General features: G+C 68.4%; 19 protein-coding genes. 9 read left to right on the forward strand and 10 right to left on the reverse strand.

The window, feature by feature from the left end; all coding sequences use genetic code 11:
• Positions 1-12 precede the first annotated feature (12 nt).
• The 3 genes from E0H45_RS05335 to E0H45_RS05345 are packed head-to-tail and all read left to right on the forward strand — an operon-like array spanning position 13 to position 2,593.
• Positions 13-924 carry an ABC transporter permease gene (locus E0H45_RS05335; RefSeq protein WP_131335144.1) on the forward strand — a complete coding sequence of 304 codons (912 nt, stop codon included), beginning with the start codon at positions 13-15 and terminating at the stop codon, positions 922-924.
• Positions 921-1,796 (forward strand): ABC transporter ATP-binding protein, encoded by an 876-nt coding sequence (locus E0H45_RS05340; RefSeq protein ID WP_131335145.1) that lies wholly within the window; start codon positions 921-923, stop codon positions 1,794-1,796. Before E0H45_RS05335 ends, E0H45_RS05340 begins: the two co-directional genes overlap by 4 nt.
• Positions 1,793-2,593, forward strand: a complete 801-nt coding sequence (locus E0H45_RS05345; protein WP_131335146.1) for an ABC transporter ATP-binding protein — start codon at positions 1,793-1,795, stop codon at positions 2,591-2,593. The genes E0H45_RS05340 and E0H45_RS05345 overlap by 4 nt, the downstream gene beginning before the upstream one ends.
• Before the next feature lie 51 nt (positions 2,594-2,644).
• Here the strand turns inward: E0H45_RS05345 and glmM are convergent, their stop codons facing one another.
• From glmM to rplM, 3 genes are read right to left on the reverse strand one after another with little or no spacing between them, the layout of a single operon-like run.
• Positions 2,645-3,991: a phosphoglucosamine mutase gene (glmM, locus tag E0H45_RS05350; RefSeq protein ID WP_131335147.1), complete on the reverse strand. Its 1,347-nt coding sequence runs from the start codon at positions 3,989-3,991 to the stop codon at positions 2,645-2,647.
• A 7-nt stretch (positions 3,992-3,998) separates the two neighbouring features.
• Positions 3,999-4,520 carry a 30S ribosomal protein S9 gene (rpsI, locus tag E0H45_RS05355; protein ID WP_131335148.1) on the reverse strand — a complete coding sequence of 174 codons (522 nt, stop codon included), beginning with the start codon at positions 4,518-4,520 and terminating at the stop codon, positions 3,999-4,001.
• 35 nt (positions 4,521-4,555) lie between these two features.
• Complete coding sequence (gene rplM, locus E0H45_RS05360; RefSeq protein ID WP_131286311.1) at positions 4,556-4,999, reverse strand: 50S ribosomal protein L13; 444 nt, start codon at positions 4,997-4,999, stop codon at positions 4,556-4,558.
• Positions 5,000-5,285: 286 nt separating this feature from the next.
• Between rplM and E0H45_RS05365 the strand changes: the two genes are divergently transcribed.
• Complete coding sequence (locus E0H45_RS05365; RefSeq protein ID WP_238154810.1) at positions 5,286-6,572, forward strand: citrate synthase; 1,287 nt, start codon at positions 5,286-5,288, stop codon at positions 6,570-6,572.
• 623 nt (positions 6,573-7,195) lie between these two features.
• Here E0H45_RS05365 and E0H45_RS05370 read toward each other — a convergent pair.
• Positions 7,196-7,651: a nuclear transport factor 2 family protein gene (locus E0H45_RS05370; RefSeq protein WP_131335150.1), complete on the reverse strand. Its 456-nt coding sequence runs from the start codon at positions 7,649-7,651 to the stop codon at positions 7,196-7,198.
• Positions 7,652-7,771: 120 nt separating this feature from the next.
• Here E0H45_RS05370 and E0H45_RS05375 point away from each other — a divergent pair, with 120 nt between their 5' ends.
• Both E0H45_RS05375 and E0H45_RS05380 read left to right on the forward strand, forming a co-directional pair.
• Positions 7,772-8,320 (forward strand): TetR/AcrR family transcriptional regulator, encoded by a 549-nt coding sequence (locus E0H45_RS05375; protein WP_238154811.1) that lies wholly within the window; start codon positions 7,772-7,774, stop codon positions 8,318-8,320.
• Positions 8,317-9,285: a glycoside hydrolase family 18 protein gene (locus E0H45_RS05380; RefSeq protein ID WP_131335151.1), complete on the forward strand. Its 969-nt coding sequence runs from the start codon at positions 8,317-8,319 to the stop codon at positions 9,283-9,285. Before E0H45_RS05375 ends, E0H45_RS05380 begins: the two co-directional genes overlap by 4 nt.
• Here the strand turns inward: E0H45_RS05380 and E0H45_RS05385 are convergent.
• Both E0H45_RS05385 and E0H45_RS05390 read right to left on the reverse strand, forming a co-directional pair.
• Positions 9,282-11,036, reverse strand: coding sequence for a hypothetical protein (locus E0H45_RS05385; protein ID WP_131335152.1), 1,755 nt, complete (start codon positions 11,034-11,036; stop codon positions 9,282-9,284). The two genes, E0H45_RS05380 and E0H45_RS05385, sit on opposite strands and share 4 nt — an antisense overlap.
• Positions 11,037-11,073: 37 nt before the next feature.
• Complete coding sequence (locus tag E0H45_RS05390) at positions 11,074-12,756, reverse strand: ABC-F family ATP-binding cassette domain-containing protein (protein ID WP_131335153.1); 1,683 nt, start codon at positions 12,754-12,756, stop codon at positions 11,074-11,076.
• 54 nt (positions 12,757-12,810) lie between these two features.
• Here E0H45_RS05390 and E0H45_RS05395 point away from each other — a divergent pair, with 54 nt between their 5' ends.
• Genes E0H45_RS05395 through E0H45_RS05405 form a run of 3 tightly spaced genes read left to right on the forward strand, consistent with a single transcriptional unit; the run spans position 12,811 to position 15,449 of the window.
• Positions 12,811-14,064, forward strand: a complete 1,254-nt coding sequence (locus E0H45_RS05395) for a hypothetical protein (RefSeq protein ID WP_131335154.1) — start codon at positions 12,811-12,813, stop codon at positions 14,062-14,064.
• A 9-nt stretch (positions 14,065-14,073) separates the two neighbouring features.
• Positions 14,074-14,283, forward strand: coding sequence for a hypothetical protein (locus tag E0H45_RS05400; protein ID WP_131335155.1), 210 nt, complete (start codon positions 14,074-14,076; stop codon positions 14,281-14,283).
• Positions 14,280-15,449: a hypothetical protein gene (locus E0H45_RS05405; protein WP_131335156.1), complete on the forward strand. Its 1,170-nt coding sequence runs from the start codon at positions 14,280-14,282 to the stop codon at positions 15,447-15,449. The genes E0H45_RS05400 and E0H45_RS05405 overlap by 4 nt, the downstream gene beginning before the upstream one ends.
• A 1-nt stretch (position 15,450) precedes the next feature.
• On the opposite strand, the gene E0H45_RS05410 is transcribed toward E0H45_RS05405, so the two are convergent.
• The 4 genes from E0H45_RS05410 to E0H45_RS05425 are packed head-to-tail and all read right to left on the reverse strand — an operon-like array spanning position 15,451 to position 18,961.
• Positions 15,451-16,215: a hypothetical protein gene (locus tag E0H45_RS05410; protein ID WP_131335157.1), complete on the reverse strand. Its 765-nt coding sequence runs from the start codon at positions 16,213-16,215 to the stop codon at positions 15,451-15,453.
• Positions 16,208-16,843: a SigE family RNA polymerase sigma factor gene (locus E0H45_RS05415; RefSeq protein WP_238154812.1), complete on the reverse strand. Its 636-nt coding sequence runs from the start codon at positions 16,841-16,843 to the stop codon at positions 16,208-16,210. The genes E0H45_RS05410 and E0H45_RS05415 overlap by 8 nt, the downstream gene beginning before the upstream one ends.
• The gene (locus tag E0H45_RS05420; protein ID WP_131335158.1) at positions 16,800-18,677 is read right to left on the reverse strand and encodes a zeta toxin family protein; all 1,878 of its coding nucleotides are present in this window, start codon (positions 18,675-18,677) and stop codon (positions 16,800-16,802) included. The genes E0H45_RS05415 and E0H45_RS05420 overlap by 44 nt, the downstream gene beginning before the upstream one ends.
• Positions 18,674-18,961 (reverse strand): hypothetical protein, encoded by a 288-nt coding sequence (locus E0H45_RS05425; RefSeq protein ID WP_131335159.1) that lies wholly within the window; start codon positions 18,959-18,961, stop codon positions 18,674-18,676. Before E0H45_RS05425 ends, E0H45_RS05420 begins: the two co-directional genes overlap by 4 nt.
• Positions 18,962-18,972: the final 11 nt, after the last annotated feature.

Below are 18,972 nucleotides of genomic sequence, written 5' to 3' on the forward strand. Positions count from 1 at the left end.
AGAGGGGTGAACATGACAGCAACCACTGAAGGCGCAGTCGCCGTGGCGGCCCCGATCCGCCGCCGGACCTTACCGCCGATGACCGTCAAGCTGGCCGTCGGCCTGGGCATCGCCGGTCTGATCATCCTGTTCGGAGTGATCGGTCCGCTGCTGGTCGGCGATCCGTCGGCGGTCCGGGACATCGGCCTGACCGCGCCGGGGAACGGATTCCTCCTCGGCACCACGCAGAGCGGTCAGGACGTGTTCGCCCAGCTCGCGTACGCGACCCGCGGCTCGCTGATCATCGGCGTCGTGGTCGGTGCGATCACACTGCTGCTGTCGTCGTTCTTCGGCATCGTCGGCGCGTTCGTCGGCGGCTGGACCGACGAGGCGTTCTCGCTGTTCACCAACATCATGCTGGTGATTCCCGGTCTGCCGCTGGTGATCGTGATCTCCAGCTACGTCCCGAACAAGTCGATCTGGCTGGTGGCCGCGGTCCTCGCGATCACCAGCTGGGCCGGATCCGCGCGCGTCCTGCGCGGCTTCACGCTCAGCGTGCGCAGCCGCGACTACGTGCTCGCGGCCCGGATCGGCGGCGAGAAGCGCTGGCGGATCCTGCTCGTCGAGATCCTGCCGAACCTGATCCCGCTGCTCGCGTCGCAGGTGGTGTTCGCGGTGATCTTCGCGATCCTCGGCGAGGCGGGCCTGTCGTTCCTCGGGCTCGGCGCGTCCGGATCGTTCACCTGGGGCACGATGCTCTTCTACGCGCAGAACGGGCTCGCGCTCCGGCTCGGCGCCTGGTGGTGGTTCGCGCCGCCCGGCCTGGCGATCGCCCTCTTCGGCGCGGCCCTGTCGCTGATCAACTTCTCGATCGACGAGATCATCAACCCGAAGCTGCGCTCGCAGACGCGTGCCGAACGCAACAAGTGGAGCGTGAAAGCGTGAGTGTGTTGAGTATCGAGAACCTGAGCATCGACTACCGCGCTGAGACGACCGTGCACGCCGTACGCGAGGTCTCACTCACCCTGGAGCGCGGCGAGATCCTCGGTCTCGCGGGTGAGAGCGGCTGTGGGAAGTCGACGCTGGCGTACGCGATCACCCGCCTGCTCAAGCCGCCGGCGACGATCACCGGCGGACGCGTCGTGTTCTCGTCCCGCGAGGGATACGACATCGACCTGTCGAGCCTGGCCGGCGACGACCTGCGCGCGTTCCGCTGGGACAAGATCGCGATGGTCTTCCAGGGCGCGATGAACTCGCTCAATCCGGTACTGCGGATCTCCGAGCAGCTCGAAGACGTGTTCATCACGCACCGGCCCGAGCTGAGCAAGGCAGAGCGGCGCAGCCGCTGCGGCGAGCTGCTCGAACTCGTCGGCGTCGACCGGAACCGGCTTCGCGCCTATCCGCACGAGCTGTCCGGCGGGATGCGGCAGCGCGTGATGATCGCGATGGCGCTGGCGCTCGATCCGCAGGTGCTGATCATGGACGAGCCGACCACCGCGCTCGACGTGGTCGTGCAGCGGGAGATCCTCCGTGAGATCACGCGGCTGCGGTCGGAGCTGGGGTTCGCGGTCATCTTCATCACCCACGACCTGCCGCTGCTGCTCGAGATCAGCGACCGGATCGCGGTGATGCGGGCCGGGTTGATCGTCGAACTCGACGATGCGCTGACCCTCTACACGAAGCCCAAACACCCGTACACGAAGCGATTGCTGTCGTCCTTCCCCAGCCTGACCGGTGAGCGCGGCGGCTTCATACGGACCGGCGAGGTCGCCGACGTCGCCCTGGATGAGACAGATCAGACCGTGGAGGCCGGATGAGCGTGCTGGAGATGCGCGATGTCGTGAAGGAGTACCGGCTGCGCAACGGTCTGCGGACCACGCGGCTGCGCGCCGTCGACAAGGTGAGTTTCGAGCTGACTCCGGGCCGGACGATCGCGCTGGTCGGGCAGTCCGGGTCGGGCAAGTCGACGATCGCCAAGTTGCTGATGCAGCTCGAACGGCCGACGTCCGGAGCGATCCTGGTGGACGGCGAGCCGATGCGGTACCACGGTGCGCCTGCCGCGGCGTACCGGAAGGCTGTGCAGATGGTGTTCCAGGACCCCTTCGCGTCGCTGAATCCGTACCACACGATCAGCCATCACCTGGAGCGGCCGGTGAAGCTTCATCACCCGGACTTCACCCGCGAGCAGGTCGACGAGCGGGTGCTCGAGCTGCTGCGGCGGGTCCGGCTGGACGAGGACTTCGCCCACCGGAAGCCGCACGAGTTGTCGGGCGGTCAGCGGCAGCGCGTCGCGATCGCCCGGGCACTCGCCCCCGAACCGGCGATCCTCGTCGCGGACGAGCCGGTGTCGATGCTCGACGTCTCGATCCGCCTCGGCGTACTCAACCTCCTCGCAACCCTGCAACGCGAGGAGAACCTCGGGGTCCTCTACATCACCCACGACCTCGCCACCGCCCGCCACTTCAGCGACGAAATCATGGTCCTGTACGGCGGTGTCGTGGTCGAACGCGGTCCCGCGGACGACGTGATCCTGAACCCCCAGCACGAATACACCCAACTCCTCGCCGAAGCCGCCCCAGCCCCGGAGCGCCGCCTCGCCGAACGACGGTCGTAAACGACAAGTACGCCGGAGAACCAGGTGGCTCTCCGGCGTACTTTGCTGCTTTCAGAGCTTCAGCGAGGAAGCGACTACGTCTGCGAGGGAGTGGGCGATCTCGTCGGCGGTGTCCGAGGACTCGGCTTCGACCATGACCCGGACGAGGGGCTCGGTGCCCGACGGGCGGAGCAGGACTCGGCCGGTGTCGCCCAGGCGCGTGGTGGCCTCGGCGACCGCGGACTGCACCGCGGGGTCGGTGCCCGCGCGGGACTTGTCCACGTTCTTCACGTTGACCAGGACCTGCGGGAGGCGGGTCATCGCACCGGCCAGATCGGCCAGGCTCTTGCCGGTCTGGGCCACCCGGGCCAGCAGCATGACCGCGGTCAGCGTGCCGTCGCCGGTGGTCGCGTGGTCGGACAGGATCACGTGCCCGGACTGCTCACCGCCGAGCTTGTGGCCGCCGGCCTTCATCGCCTCGAGCACGTACCGGTCGCCGACCTTGGTCTGCTCGACCGCGATCCGCTCCCGGACCATCGCCTGCACGAAGCCCAGGTTGCTCATCACGGTCGCGACCACGGTGTCGTTCGACAGCTTGCCGCTGTCCCGCATCGCCAGCGCCAGGATCGCGAGGATCTGGTCGCCGTCGACGAGCTCGCCGTTCGCGTCCACCGCCAGGCAGCGGTCCGCGTCGCCGTCGAGCGCGATGCCGACATCGGCGCGGTGCCCGACGACCTCACGCTGCAGGCCGTCGATGTGCGTGGAGCCGCAGTTCAGGTTGATGTTCAGCCCGTCCGGGGCGGCGGCGACCGTGATCACCTCGGCGCCGAGCCGGCGCAGTGCCTCCGGCGCGGTCTGCGAGGCGGCGCCGTTCGCGCAGTCGATCACGACCTTGAGACCGTCGAACCGGTTCGGTGACGAGCGGACCAGGTGCGAGACATACGTCTCGAAACCCTGCCCGTCGTCGGTCACCCGGCCGACGGACGCGCCGGTCGGGCGCTGCCACTCCTCGCCCATCCGGGCCTCGATGGCGTCCTCGATCACGTCGTCGAGCTTGATCCCGCCGCGGGCCAGGAACTTGATGCCGTTGTCTGGCATCGGGTTGTGGCTGGCGGACAGCATCACGCCGAGATCGGCGCCGGTCGAACCGGTCAGGTGCGCCACGGCCGGTGTCGGCAGTACGCCGAGCCGGACCACGTCGACGCCGGCGCTGGCCAGACCGGCCACCACGGCGGCTTCCAGGAACTCACCACTGGCACGCGGATCCCGGCCCACAACGGCGCGTGGCCGGTGCCCTTCGAAGGCACCGGCCTCGCCGAGTACGTGAGCTGCCGCGACCGAAAGGTCGAGCGCCAGCTCCGCGGTCAGGTCCACGTTCGCCAGGCCACGGACTCCGTCCGTGCCGAACAAACGTCCCATCAGGTGATCAGCGCTTGCTGTACTGAGGCGCCTTACGGGCCTTCTTGAGACCGGCCTTCTTGCGCTCCTTGATCCGCGCGTCGCGGCTGAGCAGACCGGCCGACTTCAGGCCCTTGCGGTTGGCCTCACGGTCGGCGTCGTTCAGGCAGCGAGCCACGCCGAGCTGCAGCGCACCGGCCTGGCCGGTGATGCCGCCGCCGTTGATCCGGGCGATCACGTCGTACGAGCCCTCGAGGCCCGCGACGACGAACGGCTCGTTCACGTGCTGCTGGTGGACCTTGTTCGGGAAGTAGACGTCGAGGTCCTTCCCGTTGATCTTCCACTTGCCGCTGCCCGGGACGATCCGAACGCGAGCGACGGCCTCCTTGCGACGGCCGGTGGCGCCGGCCGGGTTGATGACCGCGACCCGACCCGTCTCGGCGCGCTGCTCCGGAGCCGGGTTCGTCTCGGAGGTGTAGGCGACCGGGCCCTCGGTGTCGATGGGGACCTCGGTGTCGAACTCTTCGGTCTCGGTGGTGATGTCGCTCACGCTGTGAATCCTCGTTTACCTGGTTCGTCGATCGCTTACTGGGCGATCTGGGTGATCTCGAACGGCTTCGGCTGCTGCGCCGTGTGCGGGTGCTCCGGACCGGCGTACACCTTCAGCTTGGTCAGCAGCTTCCGGCTCAGGCGGTTCTTCGGGAGCATGCCCCAGACGGCTTTCTCGACGGCCTTACGCGGGTCCTTGTCGAGGATCTCGCCGATCGGCGTCGCCGTCAGACCACCCGGGTGACCCGAGTGGCGGTACGCCAGCTTGTCGGTCCGCTTGGTGCCGGACAGGGCCACCTTGGAAGCGTTGACGACCACGACGAAGTCGCCGCCGTCCACGTGCGGAGCGAACGTCGGCTTGTGCTTGCCGCGCAGCAGGGTGGCGATCTGGACGGCGAGCCGACCGAGCGTGACGTCGGTGGCGTCGATCACGTGCCACTCGCGAGTGACGTCAGCAGGCTTCGGGCTGTACGTGCGCACGGTCGTTGACCTTCGTTTCTCAGAGGTTGAACAAAACTGGACGTCGGCGAGCGGTCAGCCGACAAGACAGTGTCTGTACCGGACCTGGAACGCACAACAGCAGCCCAGAATACCGGCGCGGCCACGTTCGGGTCAAAGCGAGCCCACACGCCGAGGGGCCCCCGGCTTGGAAGCAGCTGAGGACCGCACTAGTTTAGCGGTGAAGATTGCAGTCCGAACCCGCGTCCCGCCGGCTGATCTACCCTCATTCATCCAGGCGATGACGCCAGCTTCCGAAGAGGGCATTGTGACCGAACAGTCGCTCACCGTCCGGGACAACCGGACCGGCAAGGACTTCGACCTTGCCATCACCGATGGCACCATCCGTGCCGCAGACCTCAAGCAGATCAGCGCATCCGACGGCGACGGTGGCCTGGCCACCTACGACCCCGGCTTCGTCAACACCGCGTCCTGCCGTTCCTCCGTCACCTTCATCGACGGCGACAAGGGCATCCTGGAGTACCGCGGGTACCCGATCGAGCAGCTCGCCGAGCAGTCGAACTACCTCGAGGTGGCTTACCTGCTGGTGAACGGCAAGCTGCCGAACAAGGCGGAGTACGAGGCCTGGGCGCACGACGTGACGTATCACACGTTCGTGCACGAGAACCTGAAGACCTTCATGCAGGGCTTCCGGTACGACGCGCACCCGATGGGCATGCTGCTGGCCTCGGTCGGCGCGCTGTCCACGTTCTACCCCGAGTCGCGCAACATCTTCGACGAGGAGTCCCGGGCGCTGCAGATCCGGCGGCTGATCGCAAAGATGCCGACGCTCGGCGCGTTCGCGTTCCGGCACGCCCAGGGCAAGCCGTACGTGTACCCGGACAACGAGCTCAGCTACACGGCGAACTTCCTGTCGATGCTGTTCAAGATGAGCGAGCCGAAGTACGCCGCCGACGACCGCCTGGTGCGGGCGCTGGAGATCCTGTTCATCCTGCACGCCGACCACGAGCAGAACGCCTCCACGAACGCGGTCCGCGCGATCGGCTCGACCCAGGTCGACCCGTACACCGCGGTGGCCGGCGGGATCGGCGCGCTCTACGGCCCGCTGCACGGCGGCGCCAACGAGGCGGTGCTGAAGATGCTCCGCCGGATCGGCTCGGTCGACAATGTGCCGTCGTTCATCGAGGGCGTGAAGAACGGCGAAGAGCGGCTGATGGGCTTCGGCCACCGGGTCTACAAGAACTACGACCCGCGGGCGAAGATCATCAAGAAGGCCGCCGACGACGTCTTCGAGGTCACCGGGATCAACCCGCTGCTGAAGATCGCCGTCGAGCTGGAGAAGATCGCGCTGGAGGACGAGTACTTCGTCTCCCGCAAGCTCTACCCGAACGTCGACTTCTACTCCGGCCTGATCTACGAGGCGCTGCAGTTCCCGCCGGACATGTTCACTGTGCTGTTCGCGATCCCGCGGACCTCCGGCTGGCTGGCGCAGTGGCTGGAGATGCTCGGCGACGGCGACCAGAAGATCGCCCGGCCGAAGCAGATCTACACCGGCGCGCGAGGCGTCCAGTACGTCCCGATGGGCGACCGCTGACCCCGGAAGAAGATCTAGAGCAGCCGCCGCGAAACGGACACCGTTTCGCGGCGGCTGTTCTTTTGTGGCCGCGCCCGGATACCAGGGATGCGTCTGGGTACCGGTCACCTACATCAGCAGCAAGGTGCGGGCCTCGCCTCTCTTGCCCTGATCAAGACTTGGAGCGGCGATGCCTGGTCTCACAGTTCAACGTAAAGCCCCTACCGTGGATTTACAGGCTCAGTTGATCGGAACCCTCGGGATCGACACCTCAACAAACTGCCTGGTAGTCCGCACCGTCATGAGCACTCCTGCCGTCCCCGACAGACTCGTCGACATCGATGTCGCCTGGCCTCCAGGCTGGAGTGTCGCACTCCGTGACGGCTCACTCGCCCTGGTTGATGCAACTGGACAGGTGGCCTGCCGGCCAGGCGACGAGATAGCCGTCGGTGGAGGCTTCGTAGACACAACCCGGATCGGCGTCGTCTCGTGCACAGGCCAGGAGCGGATATTCCAGGCATCCGGGCTCACACGCGTTTGAGCGTTGCTTGTCGACAAGGATGCCCGCCGCGGAGCGGTGTCGTTGGAAACGGCCCCGGGCGGACGATGGGTCGCGGTCCGGGGCCGTTCGGCGCCTCTGCGGACTAGGACGCGGCCGGCGCCTCGGCCGGTTCCCGGAGGTGCGCGACGAGTTGGTCCACCTGACCGCGGGCGCGGATCATCGCCAGGTGGTCGATGTAGTCCCGGGACTCCACGATCAGCCCGTCCCGCACCCGCAGTACGAAGATCGCCGGCACCCGGAACGGCTCGCCGGTCGCCACGATCGTCCCGGCGTACTCGAACTCGGCCACGATCACCTCGGGGTCGGTGGTTTCGTGCACCCGGAGGTTGTCCGGCTGGAAGCGCACCACCTCGGTGACCCGCGGGCCGACCCCGCCGAAGTGCTTGCGGAGCGCGTCCCGGCTGAGCAGCGGGTGGTCGCCGTACGGGTTCATCGGGTGCCGGACGTCGGTCTGCTCGGCGTACAGCTCGGGCAGGACGGCGAAGTCGCGGTCGGCGACGCCGTGCACCAGCTTCAGGAAGACCTCTTCAGGAGTCATCGGGTTCCTCACAAGATAAGCGGAGTGACGACTTCGAATATATGGAGTCACAACTTCGTTTACAACCTCTTGAGAGTTCCTGGCGTCTTCTAGGCTGAGGTGCGACGGAGGGGAGCTGGGGTGCGGGCAGACGCGCGGGACAATCGGGCCAGGATCATGACGGCCGCGGACGACGTCTTCGGGCAGTCGCCGGGGGCGTCCACCGACGACGTGGCCAGGCTGGCCGGGGTCGGGATCGCGACCGTGTTCCGGCACTTCGCGACCAAGACCGAACTGCTCGAGGCCGTCCTGACGCTGCGCCTGGAGCGGATCCGCGACCGGGCCCTGGAGCTGGCTGGGAGCGACGACCCAGGTCCGGCGTTCTTCGAGTTCTTCACGCAGGTCGTGTCCGAGTCCGCGTCGAAGCTCGCGATCGCCGAAGCGCTGACCGCGGCGGGGGCGGCGGCCGGCGAAGAGGCGCGGGAGGCCGGTCGCGGGATGCGGGAGGCGTTCAGCGGGTTGCTGACCGCGGCCCAGAAAGCCGGCGCGGTCCGTGCCGATGCGGAGATGCCCGAGGTGTACGCGTTGCTGATCGGCGCGTCCCGCGGCGCGACCGCGGCCAAGCTCGACCCCGAGACCCGCGACCGGATGCTCGCGCTGATCTACGACGGCCTGAAGCCTCGCCGGTGAAACGCGTCCTCAAGATCGTCGTTGCCCTGCTGCTGCTCCTGATCCTCCCGCTCGGGGCCTACGCGATCTCATTGCGCGTGCAGTACGCCGGCGACCCGTCCGCCCGGACCCGCAACCAGGACGCGATCTGGCTCGGTCACGCCTGGGTCGACGGCCGGAAGACCGCCGCCGACGTGACCGCGCTGGCGCAACGGTTGCAGGGCACCGGCATCCGCGATCTCTACGTGCACACCGGTCCGCTGGAACACGACGGCTCGTTGCCGTTGGCAAAGGTTTCTCCGAAGGCGCGCTGGTTCGTCGAGGCGGTGCATGCCGCGGCTCCCGCCGTACGAGTGCAGGCCTGGCTCGGTGACGTCGTACAGCCGGGCAAGGACCCCGGTATGAACCTCGATGATTCGGCCGTCCGTCAGCGGGTCGTCGCGTCGGCGTCCACCGTTCTGCAGCAGGGGTTTCAAGGCATCCACTACGACTTCGAGCCGGTGCGGTCCGGGTCGAAGGGCTACCTGGCCGTGCTGGACGAGACCCGTGCGTTGGGTACGACGTTGTCGGTCGCGGCGGCGCAGATCGACCCGCTCTGGTACCTGCACGCGATCCCTGTCGACAAGTGGTGGTCGCAGGACTACTTCCGCCAGGTCGCGGAACGGGTCAACCAGGTCGCAGTCATGTCCTACGACACCGCGCAGCCGCTGGAGTCCTTGTACGGCGGGTACGTCGCCAAGCAGACCAAGCTGGCGCTGGAGGTCACCCCACCGGCCACGGACCTCCTCATGGGCCTCCCGGCGTACTGGGAGAACAACCCGAGCCATTGGGGCAACGCGGAGACCGTCAGCGCGGCAGTCCGCGGCGCACGCCTCGGTCTGGGCGACTCGCCTCGTCAGAACTTCGGTCTGGCCTTGTACGTCGACTTCGCGGCCACCGACGAACACTGGGCGGCGTACCGCGACGGCTGGTGCGTGGCGCCTTAGAACGGGTTCCAGCGGCTCAGTAACAGGATGAGTGCGCAGATGGCCACGTAGACCGCGTTGATCAGCAGGACCGGTGAGAACCGGCGAGCGATGGGCTCCTCCGGCAGGCCGGTGTGCGAACGCAGACGGAGCGCCTCGAACACGGCTGCGACCTTGGGCAGGTCCCTGTTCGCGATACCGCCGACAACGTGCCAGTCGTCACCTGCCTCCAGGCTGAGCCCCTCGTCCTCGACCTCGACCGCCTCCACGGCCCGCCACGACAGGCGCCGCTCGAACCAGCCGGTGCGAATCCACAGGTCGGTGGCAGTCGCAGTCACCCGGAAGAACGCACGTGAGCCGAGCGAGTGCACCAGCTGCGCACCGACGGCCGTCGCCATCAAGGCGGGGAACCATTCGCCCCAGTTCGCAAGGGTCCCGACTGCAACCGGCCCAACCACCAGTACGCCGATCAGCGCCGGCAGGCTCCACCAGGACCGAGCCTGCAGCGGTACCTCCCACGGCAGCGTCGGCACCTCCAGCGCCGGATCTACGCTCGGCTTGGACGGCTTGCTGCTGTCTGGGTCCTGCTCTGCCAGGCCTTGCGTGGACTCGGCACGCCACGGCATGCTCCGCGGGGCCCGGAACGGGCTGACCGGCCGGAGCACCTGATCACCGAGCACGAGCGTCGGCCAGCCGCCCTCAGCCAGGTCACCGACCAGCAGTGCGTCGCCGCGGTACCGCTTGAGTGTTTCCGCCCACTCCCGCTTGAGCTTCGCCGGTGCGTCGTCTTCGTCCTCGTCGAGAGCACTGAAGGCGTCGAACAACCGCAGGTCGCTCTCCTCGTCGTCCAGATCGGTCTCGAGAAAGCCCAGCAGGACCGCGCCGTCCGCCGACCGGACCGCGAACGCAGAGGAGATGTCCGGCGCGATCCGGACCGGCAGGGCCTGTCCGTTCCAGGACCTGCGCGGACGGGCTCTGCGGAGCCGGATGTCGCGCAGCAGAAACAGGACGGCCAGCACCCAGGCGCCACCGGCCACCGTGTACCAAGGGGTGTAGTCGGCGAGCTCTGCGCGCAGCCGGAGCCAGTCCGGGTCCGCAGGGTCGACGAGGACCGGGACGTCCGCTCCGGTGTCGTAGTCGTCCACCACGGTCACGGTGTGACTGCTGCCGCTGGGCAGCTGCAGAACGAGGTCTCCGTCCTTGTTCATGCCCTTCACGACAGCGGTCTGCTCGACGGCACGTCGTAGATGCGTTTCCTCGCGCTGGTCCTGCCAGTGCATCAGACCGAGCGCGGCTGCGCCCACCAGCACCAGACCGCCCGCCACGAGGAGTCTGCTGGTCACACCGATCGTTGCTGCAGCCGGCACCTGCACCTGCTGTCGTGGCATCCGCGCAGCCAGGGACCGTTGTCTACTGCGGCTCGTGAAGCTCCAGAGGAGCAGTACGGCGCACAGGACGCCGTACACGCTCCAGCCGATCCGCGCTGAGGTGATGTCGTCGTACCGGAGGTCTAGGACCATGAACAGCACACCGGCAACCGCTGCGACGATCGGCCGCCACCACAGCAGGACGAGGGACGCGAAGCAGGCGATCATCGCCAGTGAGAACGTCCGGTCCGGGCCGCAGACCCTGGGGTCGTCGATCGAGCAGCCGCCCGTGTCACCGGCGACCGACGCCACGATCGCCCCGAGCCAGACAACCGGCAGGAGCCAGCGGTAGAGCCAGCTCGGAACGACTGTGCCGGCCCAGCGGGCAGCCAGATCGCCTGTCATCGCAGTCCCCCTCCACGGTGTGGAAGAACTGTAAGGCTCAGCGAGCGCGTTGGACGCGACCTTCGTCCCAGACCGGCTCGTCGGGTTCGTAGACCGAGCCGTCGGCGCCGAAGACCAGGTAGCGGTCGAAGCCCCGGGCGAACCAGCGGTCGTGGGTCACTGCGAGGACGGTGCCGTCGAACGAGTCGAGGCCCTCTTCCAGCGCTTCGGCCGACTCGACGTCCAGGTTGTCGGTGGGCTCGTCGAGGAGCAGCAGGGTCGCACCGGACAGCTCCAGGAGGAGGATCTGGAAGCGGGCCTGCTGACCGCCTGACAGGCTGTCGAAGGTCTGCTCGGCCGCGTGCGCCAGCTCGTACCGGTCCAGCTTCCGCGACGCCAGCTCGCGCCCCATACCGTCACGGTGGTCGTCACCGCGGTGCAGGATCTCCAGCAACGTCCGACCGACCAGCTCCGGGTGCTCGTGGGTCTGCGCGAACCAGCCGGGCCGCACGCGCGCACCGAGCTTGGCGTTGCCGGTGTGCGCCACAGACGGGATCTGTACGTCGCCAACAGGCTGGTGCTCCACATCCGGATCCGAACCACCGTTGGCGAGCAGCCGCAGGAAGTGCGATTTCCCGGACCCGTTGGACCCCAGTACGGCGACGCGTTCGCCGTACCAGACCTCTAGGTCGAAGGGCTTCATCAGCCCGGTCAGCTCGAGTGCAGTGCACACCACGGCCCGCTTGCCGGTGCGGCCGCCGGTCAGGCGCATGCTGACCTTCTGCTCGCGCGGCAAGGCCTGCGGCGGACCAGCCTCCTCGAACTTGCGCAGCCGCGTCTGCGCGGCCCGGTAGCGCGAAGCCATGTCGGAGTTGTACGCCGCCTTCTGCTTGTACATGAGCATCTGTGCGCGCAGCTTGGCGTGCTCCTCGTCCCAGCGCTTGCGCAGCTCCTCGAAACGCTCGAACCGGTGCCGCCGGGCCTCGTGGTACGTCGCGAACCCGCCGCCGTGCGTCCACGCGGTATTACCCGCCGCACCGAGCTCCACGGTGACAATCCGAGTAGCGGTGTTGGCCAGCAGCTCCCGGTCGTGGCTGATGTACAGCACGGTCTTGTCGGAGCTACGCAGCTGCTCCTCCAGCCACCGCTTCCCCGGTACGTCGAGGTAGTTGTCCGGCTCGTCCAGCATCAGTACTTCGTCCGGCCCGCGCAGCAACGCCTCCAGCACCAGTCGCTTCTGCTCACCACCGGACAGCGTCTTCACCTCACGCCAGCGACAGCGGTCGAACGGTACGCCGAGTGCGGCCGTCGTACAGACGTCCCAGAGGACCTCCGCGTCGTACCCACCGACCTCGCCCCAGTCCGCCACAGCCTGCGCATACCGGAGCTGGGTCTTCTCGTCGTCCGCCTCCATCATCTTCTGCTCGGCCTTGTCCAGCTTGGCCGCGGCCTGCTGGATCGCCTCTGGCGCCACACCGAGCAGCAGGTCGCGCACGGTCGACGCGTCGCGCACCGAGCCGACGAACTGCCGCATCACACCCAGCCCACCGGACCGGGAGATGCTGCCGCTGTGCGGTTTCAGGTCGCCGGCGACGATCCTGGTGAGGGTGGTCTTGCCCGAACCGTTCGCCCCGACCAGCGCAACCTTCGCGCCGTCCCCGACACGGAACGTGACGTCGTCCAGCAGCACCCGCCCATCCGGCAGCTCGAACCCCACACCGGCGACATCCACGTGACCCATCCCCCCAGTCTGACGGCCCCGGCAACCCCCACGCGACCAGTTATCGTGGCGCGCGTGACGACATCTGTCGGCCCGGAGATCCTGCCCGGCACCCGCGAGTACCAATGGGTGGCCGCCATCGTGGACGCAGTAGAACGCCGCACCGGCCGCCCCTCCTCCTGGAACCGCCAGCTGTTCGAGGAGCTCGGCGACACAACCGGGACGGCGCAGATCGACGGACCGATGACGATCCGCCGGGACGTCATCGACGCGGTGATGCACGCGTACGACGCGACCGGGCCGCTGAGCCTCAAGGAAACCGGCGCGGCCCGGGTCGGCGCGATGCACGTGGTCCACGAGACCGATCACCACCAGAACTCGGTGGGCGACGAGACCGCGCCGGACGCCGTGGCCTACACGTCGCCGGAGGGCGTGGCCCTGACCGAGGGGCTCGCGGACATCAACCGGGACCGGGTCGTCAACCAGGTCATCGAAGACATCGGCATGGACAAAGCGGTTCCGCGGATCAACAACCTGACGGCCAGGACCTTCTACGCCGGGTATCAGACCGGCGTACAGGGTGTGCTGGACGGCCTGCAGCAGATCAGCGGCCGGTCGCCGGAAGAGGTCCTGGCCGCTGTCGACCGGGCGCCGTTCGCGCAGCGGTACAACGCGATGGCCGACGTGGTGATCGACTCGCGGCTGGACGGTTTGATGCCGCCGGAGCACCGGTCGCAGATCCGCCTCCGGCTGACCCGGCCGCTGCGCGAGGAGCTTGCGAAGCTCGCGGACTACGACCCGAAGACCGACCTCCCGAACGAGCTGTCGGACCAGGCGGGCGGTCTAGCCGGGACAGCTGTGCAACGCCTGGAAAGCGAGCTGGCCGACATCGAACGCCACTACCAGCGGCACGGCGACAACCCGCCACGGATGCCGATGTCGCCCGAGCAGCGGGGCCTCGTCGAGCGGATCGAAACCCACTACGGCCGCCCGTCCACTCTGGAAACCGACCACCTACGCCAGTTCCTCACTGCCCATTCGACCGCCTCCGTCCGACCCACGCCGGCAGCAGCCGCACCAACCACCGGCCCAGCAACAGTTGCGGCCGACGCTGGGCGTGGAGCAGCAGCTGCCGCAGGAGGAGGAGCCGCAGCCGGGGGTGGGGCTGCAGCTGGAGGAGGTGCTGCTGCCGGAGGTGGGGCTGCGGCTGGAGCCGGGGCTGCGGCTGGAGGTGCTGCCGCGAGTGGTGCAGCTGCCGGGGTGGCCTGGGGTGGGTGGCGTGCTGACAGGTCTCGCCCGGGCGGTAGTCGACCCTTTGGAAAGGAATGATCGGCAGGGATGGACGCCTATCGTGAAGCGCAGCGGATGTACGCCGAAGTCATGATGTCGACTGCCTCCGGGCAGGAGCTGGTCGCCGAGCTCGAGCGGACGCTCCAGCGGATCGGTGAACTGCTGCCACAAGCGGCGCCGGAGCAGCGTTCCGCCCTACTGCTGATGAACAGCTCGCTCGCGGAACGGCTTGCCGGGCTGCCGAAGGAGAGCCGATGAACGAGGTCCTCGAGCGCGGACCGGAGATCCCCGCCGGTACCTGGGAGCACGACTGGGTCTCGTCGGTCGTCGCCAAGGCCGCGGAGTACGCCGGCCGGCCCTCCCGCTGGAACGGGAAGCTGTACGAGCAGCCCGGACCGGTCGCAGGCATCTGCCTTCCTGACGGCAGCATGACGATCAGCCGCGAACACGTGCTCGACCCGGCCCGCCCCGCCTACACCTCAGATCGAACACTGACTCACGACGAGCGGTTCGCGGCGGCAAGCGCGACCACGATGGCGGTGTTCAATGCACGGCTCTCGATGTCCGAGGTAGGGGACGACAGCGTGCCGGGCGCGACACCGATCCAGTCGCTCGAGGACGTCGCGCTCGAGAACGCACGGTGCGACCAGTTCAGCCGGGAGTACAGCGGCCGGATCGCCGAGAGCATGACCGAACAGTCGCTGCCCTTGGGCGCTCAGGCTCCGGCGTTCCCGGCATACTCGGCGGCCACGGACCGGCTGATGTACTCGCTGGGCGGCGACCTCGGGATGAATCGCGACCAGCTCGGCGACCTCATCGACAGCACCGCGCGGACGCAGCGGTTCAACGCGATCGCCGACCGGGCGCTCGACCGTCAGGTGGGCGGGCTGATCCCGGAGTCGCACCGCGCCCAACTGCGCGAGGACCTGACCGGGCCGCTCCGCCGCGGACTCGGCGGCCTCACGATGACGGAGATGAGCGAACTCACGAACCCCGGGTCGAAACAGAGGTGGGGCTGGGACTCGGGACAGGTGACCGCGACGGAGTTCGGCTCGAACCTGGACGACATCACGGACCATTACGAGTCCTGGAACGCGGAGCACCCGGACATCGAGCCGCCGGAGCTGCCGGACTCGCTGCGCGACACGTTCCGCGACCGCGAGGAAGCGACCCGGCAGGACTGGGCCAGTAAGGGCTGGCCGGCGCAGCGACCGGTCGCGGGGCGCGAGAAGGAGTACTACGAGCGGCTGCCGGAGCAGCTGTACCCGAACGCGCGCGAGCAGGAGATCGCCAAGCTGCAGCAGTTCCTTTGGTCGCACACGGCGCCGAGCCAGCGCAATGACTCGGCAGTCGACGCCGGCGGGCGGCCCGACAACGTCCGGCAGATCGGCTCGGCCCGCAAGCCCGACCGCGGGATCGAGTGAGCTACCAGTCCTTGAGAGCGCTCAGGTAGGTGCCGCCGGACGGGCGGACAGTGCCCGTCATGAACAGCTTCAGCGGCGCGGAGTACAGCCCGTAGACGTGGCTACCGGTGAAGAAGCCGGCCGACGTACACCCGTCGTACACGACCCAGATCTCCTTGACCCCGGCTGCGGTGGTGAAGCGGAGCGCGATCGCCTCGGACGGCTTGGCAGCCTGCGGAGCGCACTTGAACACCGGCAGGCCCGGGTTCCGCTCCGGGAGCACCTTGATCGCGTCAACCACCTGCTGCGCAACGGCAGCGTCGAACTCCTGCTGTCCGAGCAGACCGCCCTGGCCCGTGCTGTAACGGCACGCGCGCAGACCGGTCACCTGAGTGCTCAGGTCGAGCCCGGTCCCTGTCGGTACGTCGTTCGGCGCCGCGGCCTGCTGGATCGGGTGCTGGACCGGACAGCTTGCCTTCTCGGACTCGGAGTTCGGCACTATGCCCTGTGAGGGCCGCTCCGCTGAGGCAGCCTTGCCCTCGGAAGCAGAGTCACTGCTGGTGGCGACTGGTGACTCACCACCAAGCAGCCCCCACACACCACCAACGGCCGCAACCACCAGCACTGCACCAGCAGCCATCGACAACGCCTGCCGGCGGCGGTGCACCCGTCGACGTGCTTCACGCGCCAGACCGGTCTTCTCCATCCCCTGGGCGCCCGCGTGGTCCTGGAACGCAGAGGTGATCTTGGGGCCGAGCTCCTGCTCAGGGTCGTGCTGCTCAGGCATCCTCGGCTCCTTCCGTGCTCAGTGTGGTCTTCAACGCGGCCAGTGCTCGGTGTACGTGCGACCGCGCAGTCGCCTCCGCGCAGTGCAGCAGCTGGGCGATCTCGGCGTACGACAGCTCCTCGTAGAACCGCAGTACGACGGCAGCTCGCTGCTTGTCCGGGAGCGTCGCGCACAGGTCCCAGATGGCATCCGCCTCCGCGCGGGCCGCCGTACCGTCCGAAACGGCGCGCGCCGTGCGCACCGGGTCGTCGACCGGCGACTCCCGCCGGCGGAACCGCCGCCACCAGGAGATGTGCGCGTTCACCACCATCCGCTTCACGTACGCCTCGGGGTCGTCGGCACGGCTCACCCGGCCCCACCGCGCGCACGCCGTCGTCAGAGCGTCCTGTACGGCGTCCTCGGCCAGGGTCGAGTCGCCCGTGAGGACATACGCGAACCGCAGCAGGGCATCCGCCTTCTCGGTGACCCACGCCTCGAAGTCGAGCGGCCCCGTCCGAACCTCAGCTGCCGCCAAGACTGCCTCCATACCCCTCAGGACGCCCGTGTGCCGCTGTCCGTTGCAGTACGACACGGTCCGGCCGAGGTCACCGAGCCAACCGACCGTTGTCTCCGCCACCGCGCTCGTCACGAGACGCACCCTGTCCCCGATGCGGCCGCTGCTCACCCTCAGCTTGGGAGTGCGCCTCGACCACAGGCACAGAAATACCAGACGCAGGGCTCTGCTCAGCCTGCAACCGCACCGCAAACTGCTCCCAGTCATGCCCCTGCCGCGGATCCGGAGCATGCCGAGGCGTCGGGTTCACCACTTGCGGCGGTTGCTGCGGCTGCTGCGGCTGCTGCGGCAACTGCTGGGGCGTCTGCTGATGCGGTGCGTGCTGCGGCGGCGGGACCTGCTGCTGACCCACTGCCCGCGGCCCACCCTGCACCCCCGCCGCCCACCGCGTGTCCTGCGAACCAGCCACCGCCTGCTGCTGCGCCCACGACGTCTGCTGGGGATGCTGCGGTTGCTGGGGATGCTGGCTCGGTTGCTGGGGATGCTGAGGTAGGTGCTCTGGTTGCGCGGGTTGCGCGGGTTGCGCGGGTTGCGCGGGTTGCTGGGGCTGCTGGGCCCAAACCTGCCCCGGTTGCTGCGGCTGCTGCGGCTGCTGCGGCTGAGCCTGCTGGGGTCGAACGGCTTGTTGCCCAGTCTGCTGCGCCCACGGCGGCTGCTGCGGCTGCTGCTGCGTCGCCTGCTCCTGCCACGACTGGGCCACATGCTGCTGATGCGGAGCATGCCGCGGCGGCGGAGGCATCTGCTTCGGCTGCTGCGGTTGGGTGGGTTGCTGCGGCTGCTGCTGAGCCTGCTGGGGCCGAACAGCTTGCTGCCCAGACGGCTGCTGGGGCTGCTGGCTCGGTTGCTGGCCCCAGCCCCGTCCCGCTTGCTGAGTCTGCTGCGCTGGTTGCTGGGGCTGCTGCTGCCAGACCTGGTTCGGGTGTTGTGTGGGTTGCTGCGGAACGGCTTGTGGTTGCTGGGCCGGTTGCTGGGCGGCTTGGGCTCTGGCGGCTTCGGCTTGGGCTTTTTGGGTGGCTAGGCGTTGGTGCTCGGCTATTTTGGGCGCGGCTGTTTGGTGGAGTTTGGCCAGGAGGCGATTGCCCTCCGGGGTGGCCATCAGGGGCATCGCCTTGAAGTGGTCCTTGAGCGGCCGGCTGGCGAGGGCGGCGAGCCTGTTGTAGCCGCGGACGAAGTGGTTGACCTCCCGGTCGGTCCACGGCCGGTTCCGCTCGGTCTCGATGGCCCAGCGGCTCGACCCGAGCTGGTGCCGCCAGACGCCGTTCTTCTGCTCGTTCGTGAACACCGGCTCGGCCTCGCCCCGCCGGTACACGTGCACGGCATCGGCGGCCCCCTCCGCCTCGATCGCATCAGCCGTGTCCAGCATGTCCCGGTAGAGCTGATCGTGCTGCGCCGCATCGATCCACCGCCCGTACCCGACCTCCTGCCGGCTGTCGTTGAACCGCTCCATGATCCCGAGCTGGCTCTGCGACTCGTGCACCGCGGCGAACGCGACCTCGACCCGGTACCCCTTCTCCTGGAACGACCGCATCAGCTCGAGGTTGCCGATCGGGTACGGCACGACGACGTCCATCCGCCGTTCCTGCACGTCGTGCAGCGCCCACCCACGCCACTGCGCCGCGTCCTCCGCGTGGCCCACCGTCGCGCTGTAGTCGTCGTCGAGCGCCGCACCCGCATACTCGGGGTGCTTCTCGAGCAGCTCGTCGTGGTCGAGGACGTACGCCTTCTTCAGACCGAGGCGATCCATCGCCGCCGCCTGCATGGTCGTCTTGCCCGCGCCGGGCTGCCCGATGATGAACAGCACAGTGGGCTGCTGCCGCCACGGCGGGCGCCCGCGGCCGTGCTGGGCGAGTCCAGGCCGGATCCGCCGCTGGTAGAACTCCCCCAGCTTCTCCTTCGACAGCCGGCTCATTGCTGACCGGCGCGGACCCGGGCGAGTAGTTCGGGGAACTCCGCGTTGATCCGCGCGATCTCGGCCTTGTCGTCGGGCGACAGACCGCGCCGCAGCTCCTCGTACCCGGCCGACACGTCCGCCAGCCGATCGGCCTCGGCGTCGTCACCGGCGTCGTCGGCGACACCGATGCGGGCGCTGTACGCCGCAATCACCGCACCGATGCGATTCCGCGCAGCCTCGAACGCCCGCTCGTCGTCGAACGACCAGTGCGGGTCCGGCTCCGTGCTCCCCGTTTCTGTCATCCCCGCGACGA

Origin of the sequence: Kribbella soli (assembly GCF_004331345.1) — a bacterium.
In the GTDB taxonomy this organism is placed as follows: Bacteria; Actinomycetota; Actinomycetes; order Propionibacteriales; family Kribbellaceae; genus Kribbella; species Kribbella soli.

Coding starts and splice junctions, on each gene's coding strand:
- E0H45_RS05335 (WP_131335144.1), top strand. CDS start 13: ATGACAGCAACCACTGAAGGCGCAGTCGCCGTGGCGGCCCCGATCCGC.
- E0H45_RS05345 (WP_131335146.1), top strand. CDS start 1,793: ATGAGCGTGCTGGAGATGCGCGATGTCGTGAAGGAGTACCGGCTGCGC.
- glmM (WP_131335147.1), bottom strand. CDS start 3,991: ATGGGACGTTTGTTCGGCACGGACGGAGTCCGTGGCCTGGCGAACGTG.
- E0H45_RS05370 (WP_131335150.1), bottom strand. CDS start 7,651: ATGACTCCTGAAGAGGTCTTCCTGAAGCTGGTGCACGGCGTCGCCGAC.
- E0H45_RS05385 (WP_131335152.1), bottom strand. CDS start 11,036: ATGACAGGCGATCTGGCTGCCCGCTGGGCCGGCACAGTCGTTCCGAGC.
- E0H45_RS05390 (WP_131335153.1), bottom strand. CDS start 12,756: ATGGGTCACGTGGATGTCGCCGGTGTGGGGTTCGAGCTGCCGGATGGG.
- E0H45_RS05400 (WP_131335155.1), top strand. CDS start 14,074: ATGGACGCCTATCGTGAAGCGCAGCGGATGTACGCCGAAGTCATGATG.
- E0H45_RS05405 (WP_131335156.1), top strand. CDS start 14,280: ATGAACGAGGTCCTCGAGCGCGGACCGGAGATCCCCGCCGGTACCTGG.
- E0H45_RS05410 (WP_131335157.1), bottom strand. CDS start 16,215: ATGCCTGAGCAGCACGACCCTGAGCAGGAGCTCGGCCCCAAGATCACC.
- E0H45_RS05420 (WP_131335158.1), bottom strand. CDS start 18,677: ATGAGCCGGCTGTCGAAGGAGAAGCTGGGGGAGTTCTACCAGCGGCGG.
- E0H45_RS05425 (WP_131335159.1), bottom strand. CDS start 18,961: ATGACAGAAACGGGGAGCACGGAGCCGGACCCGCACTGGTCGTTCGAC.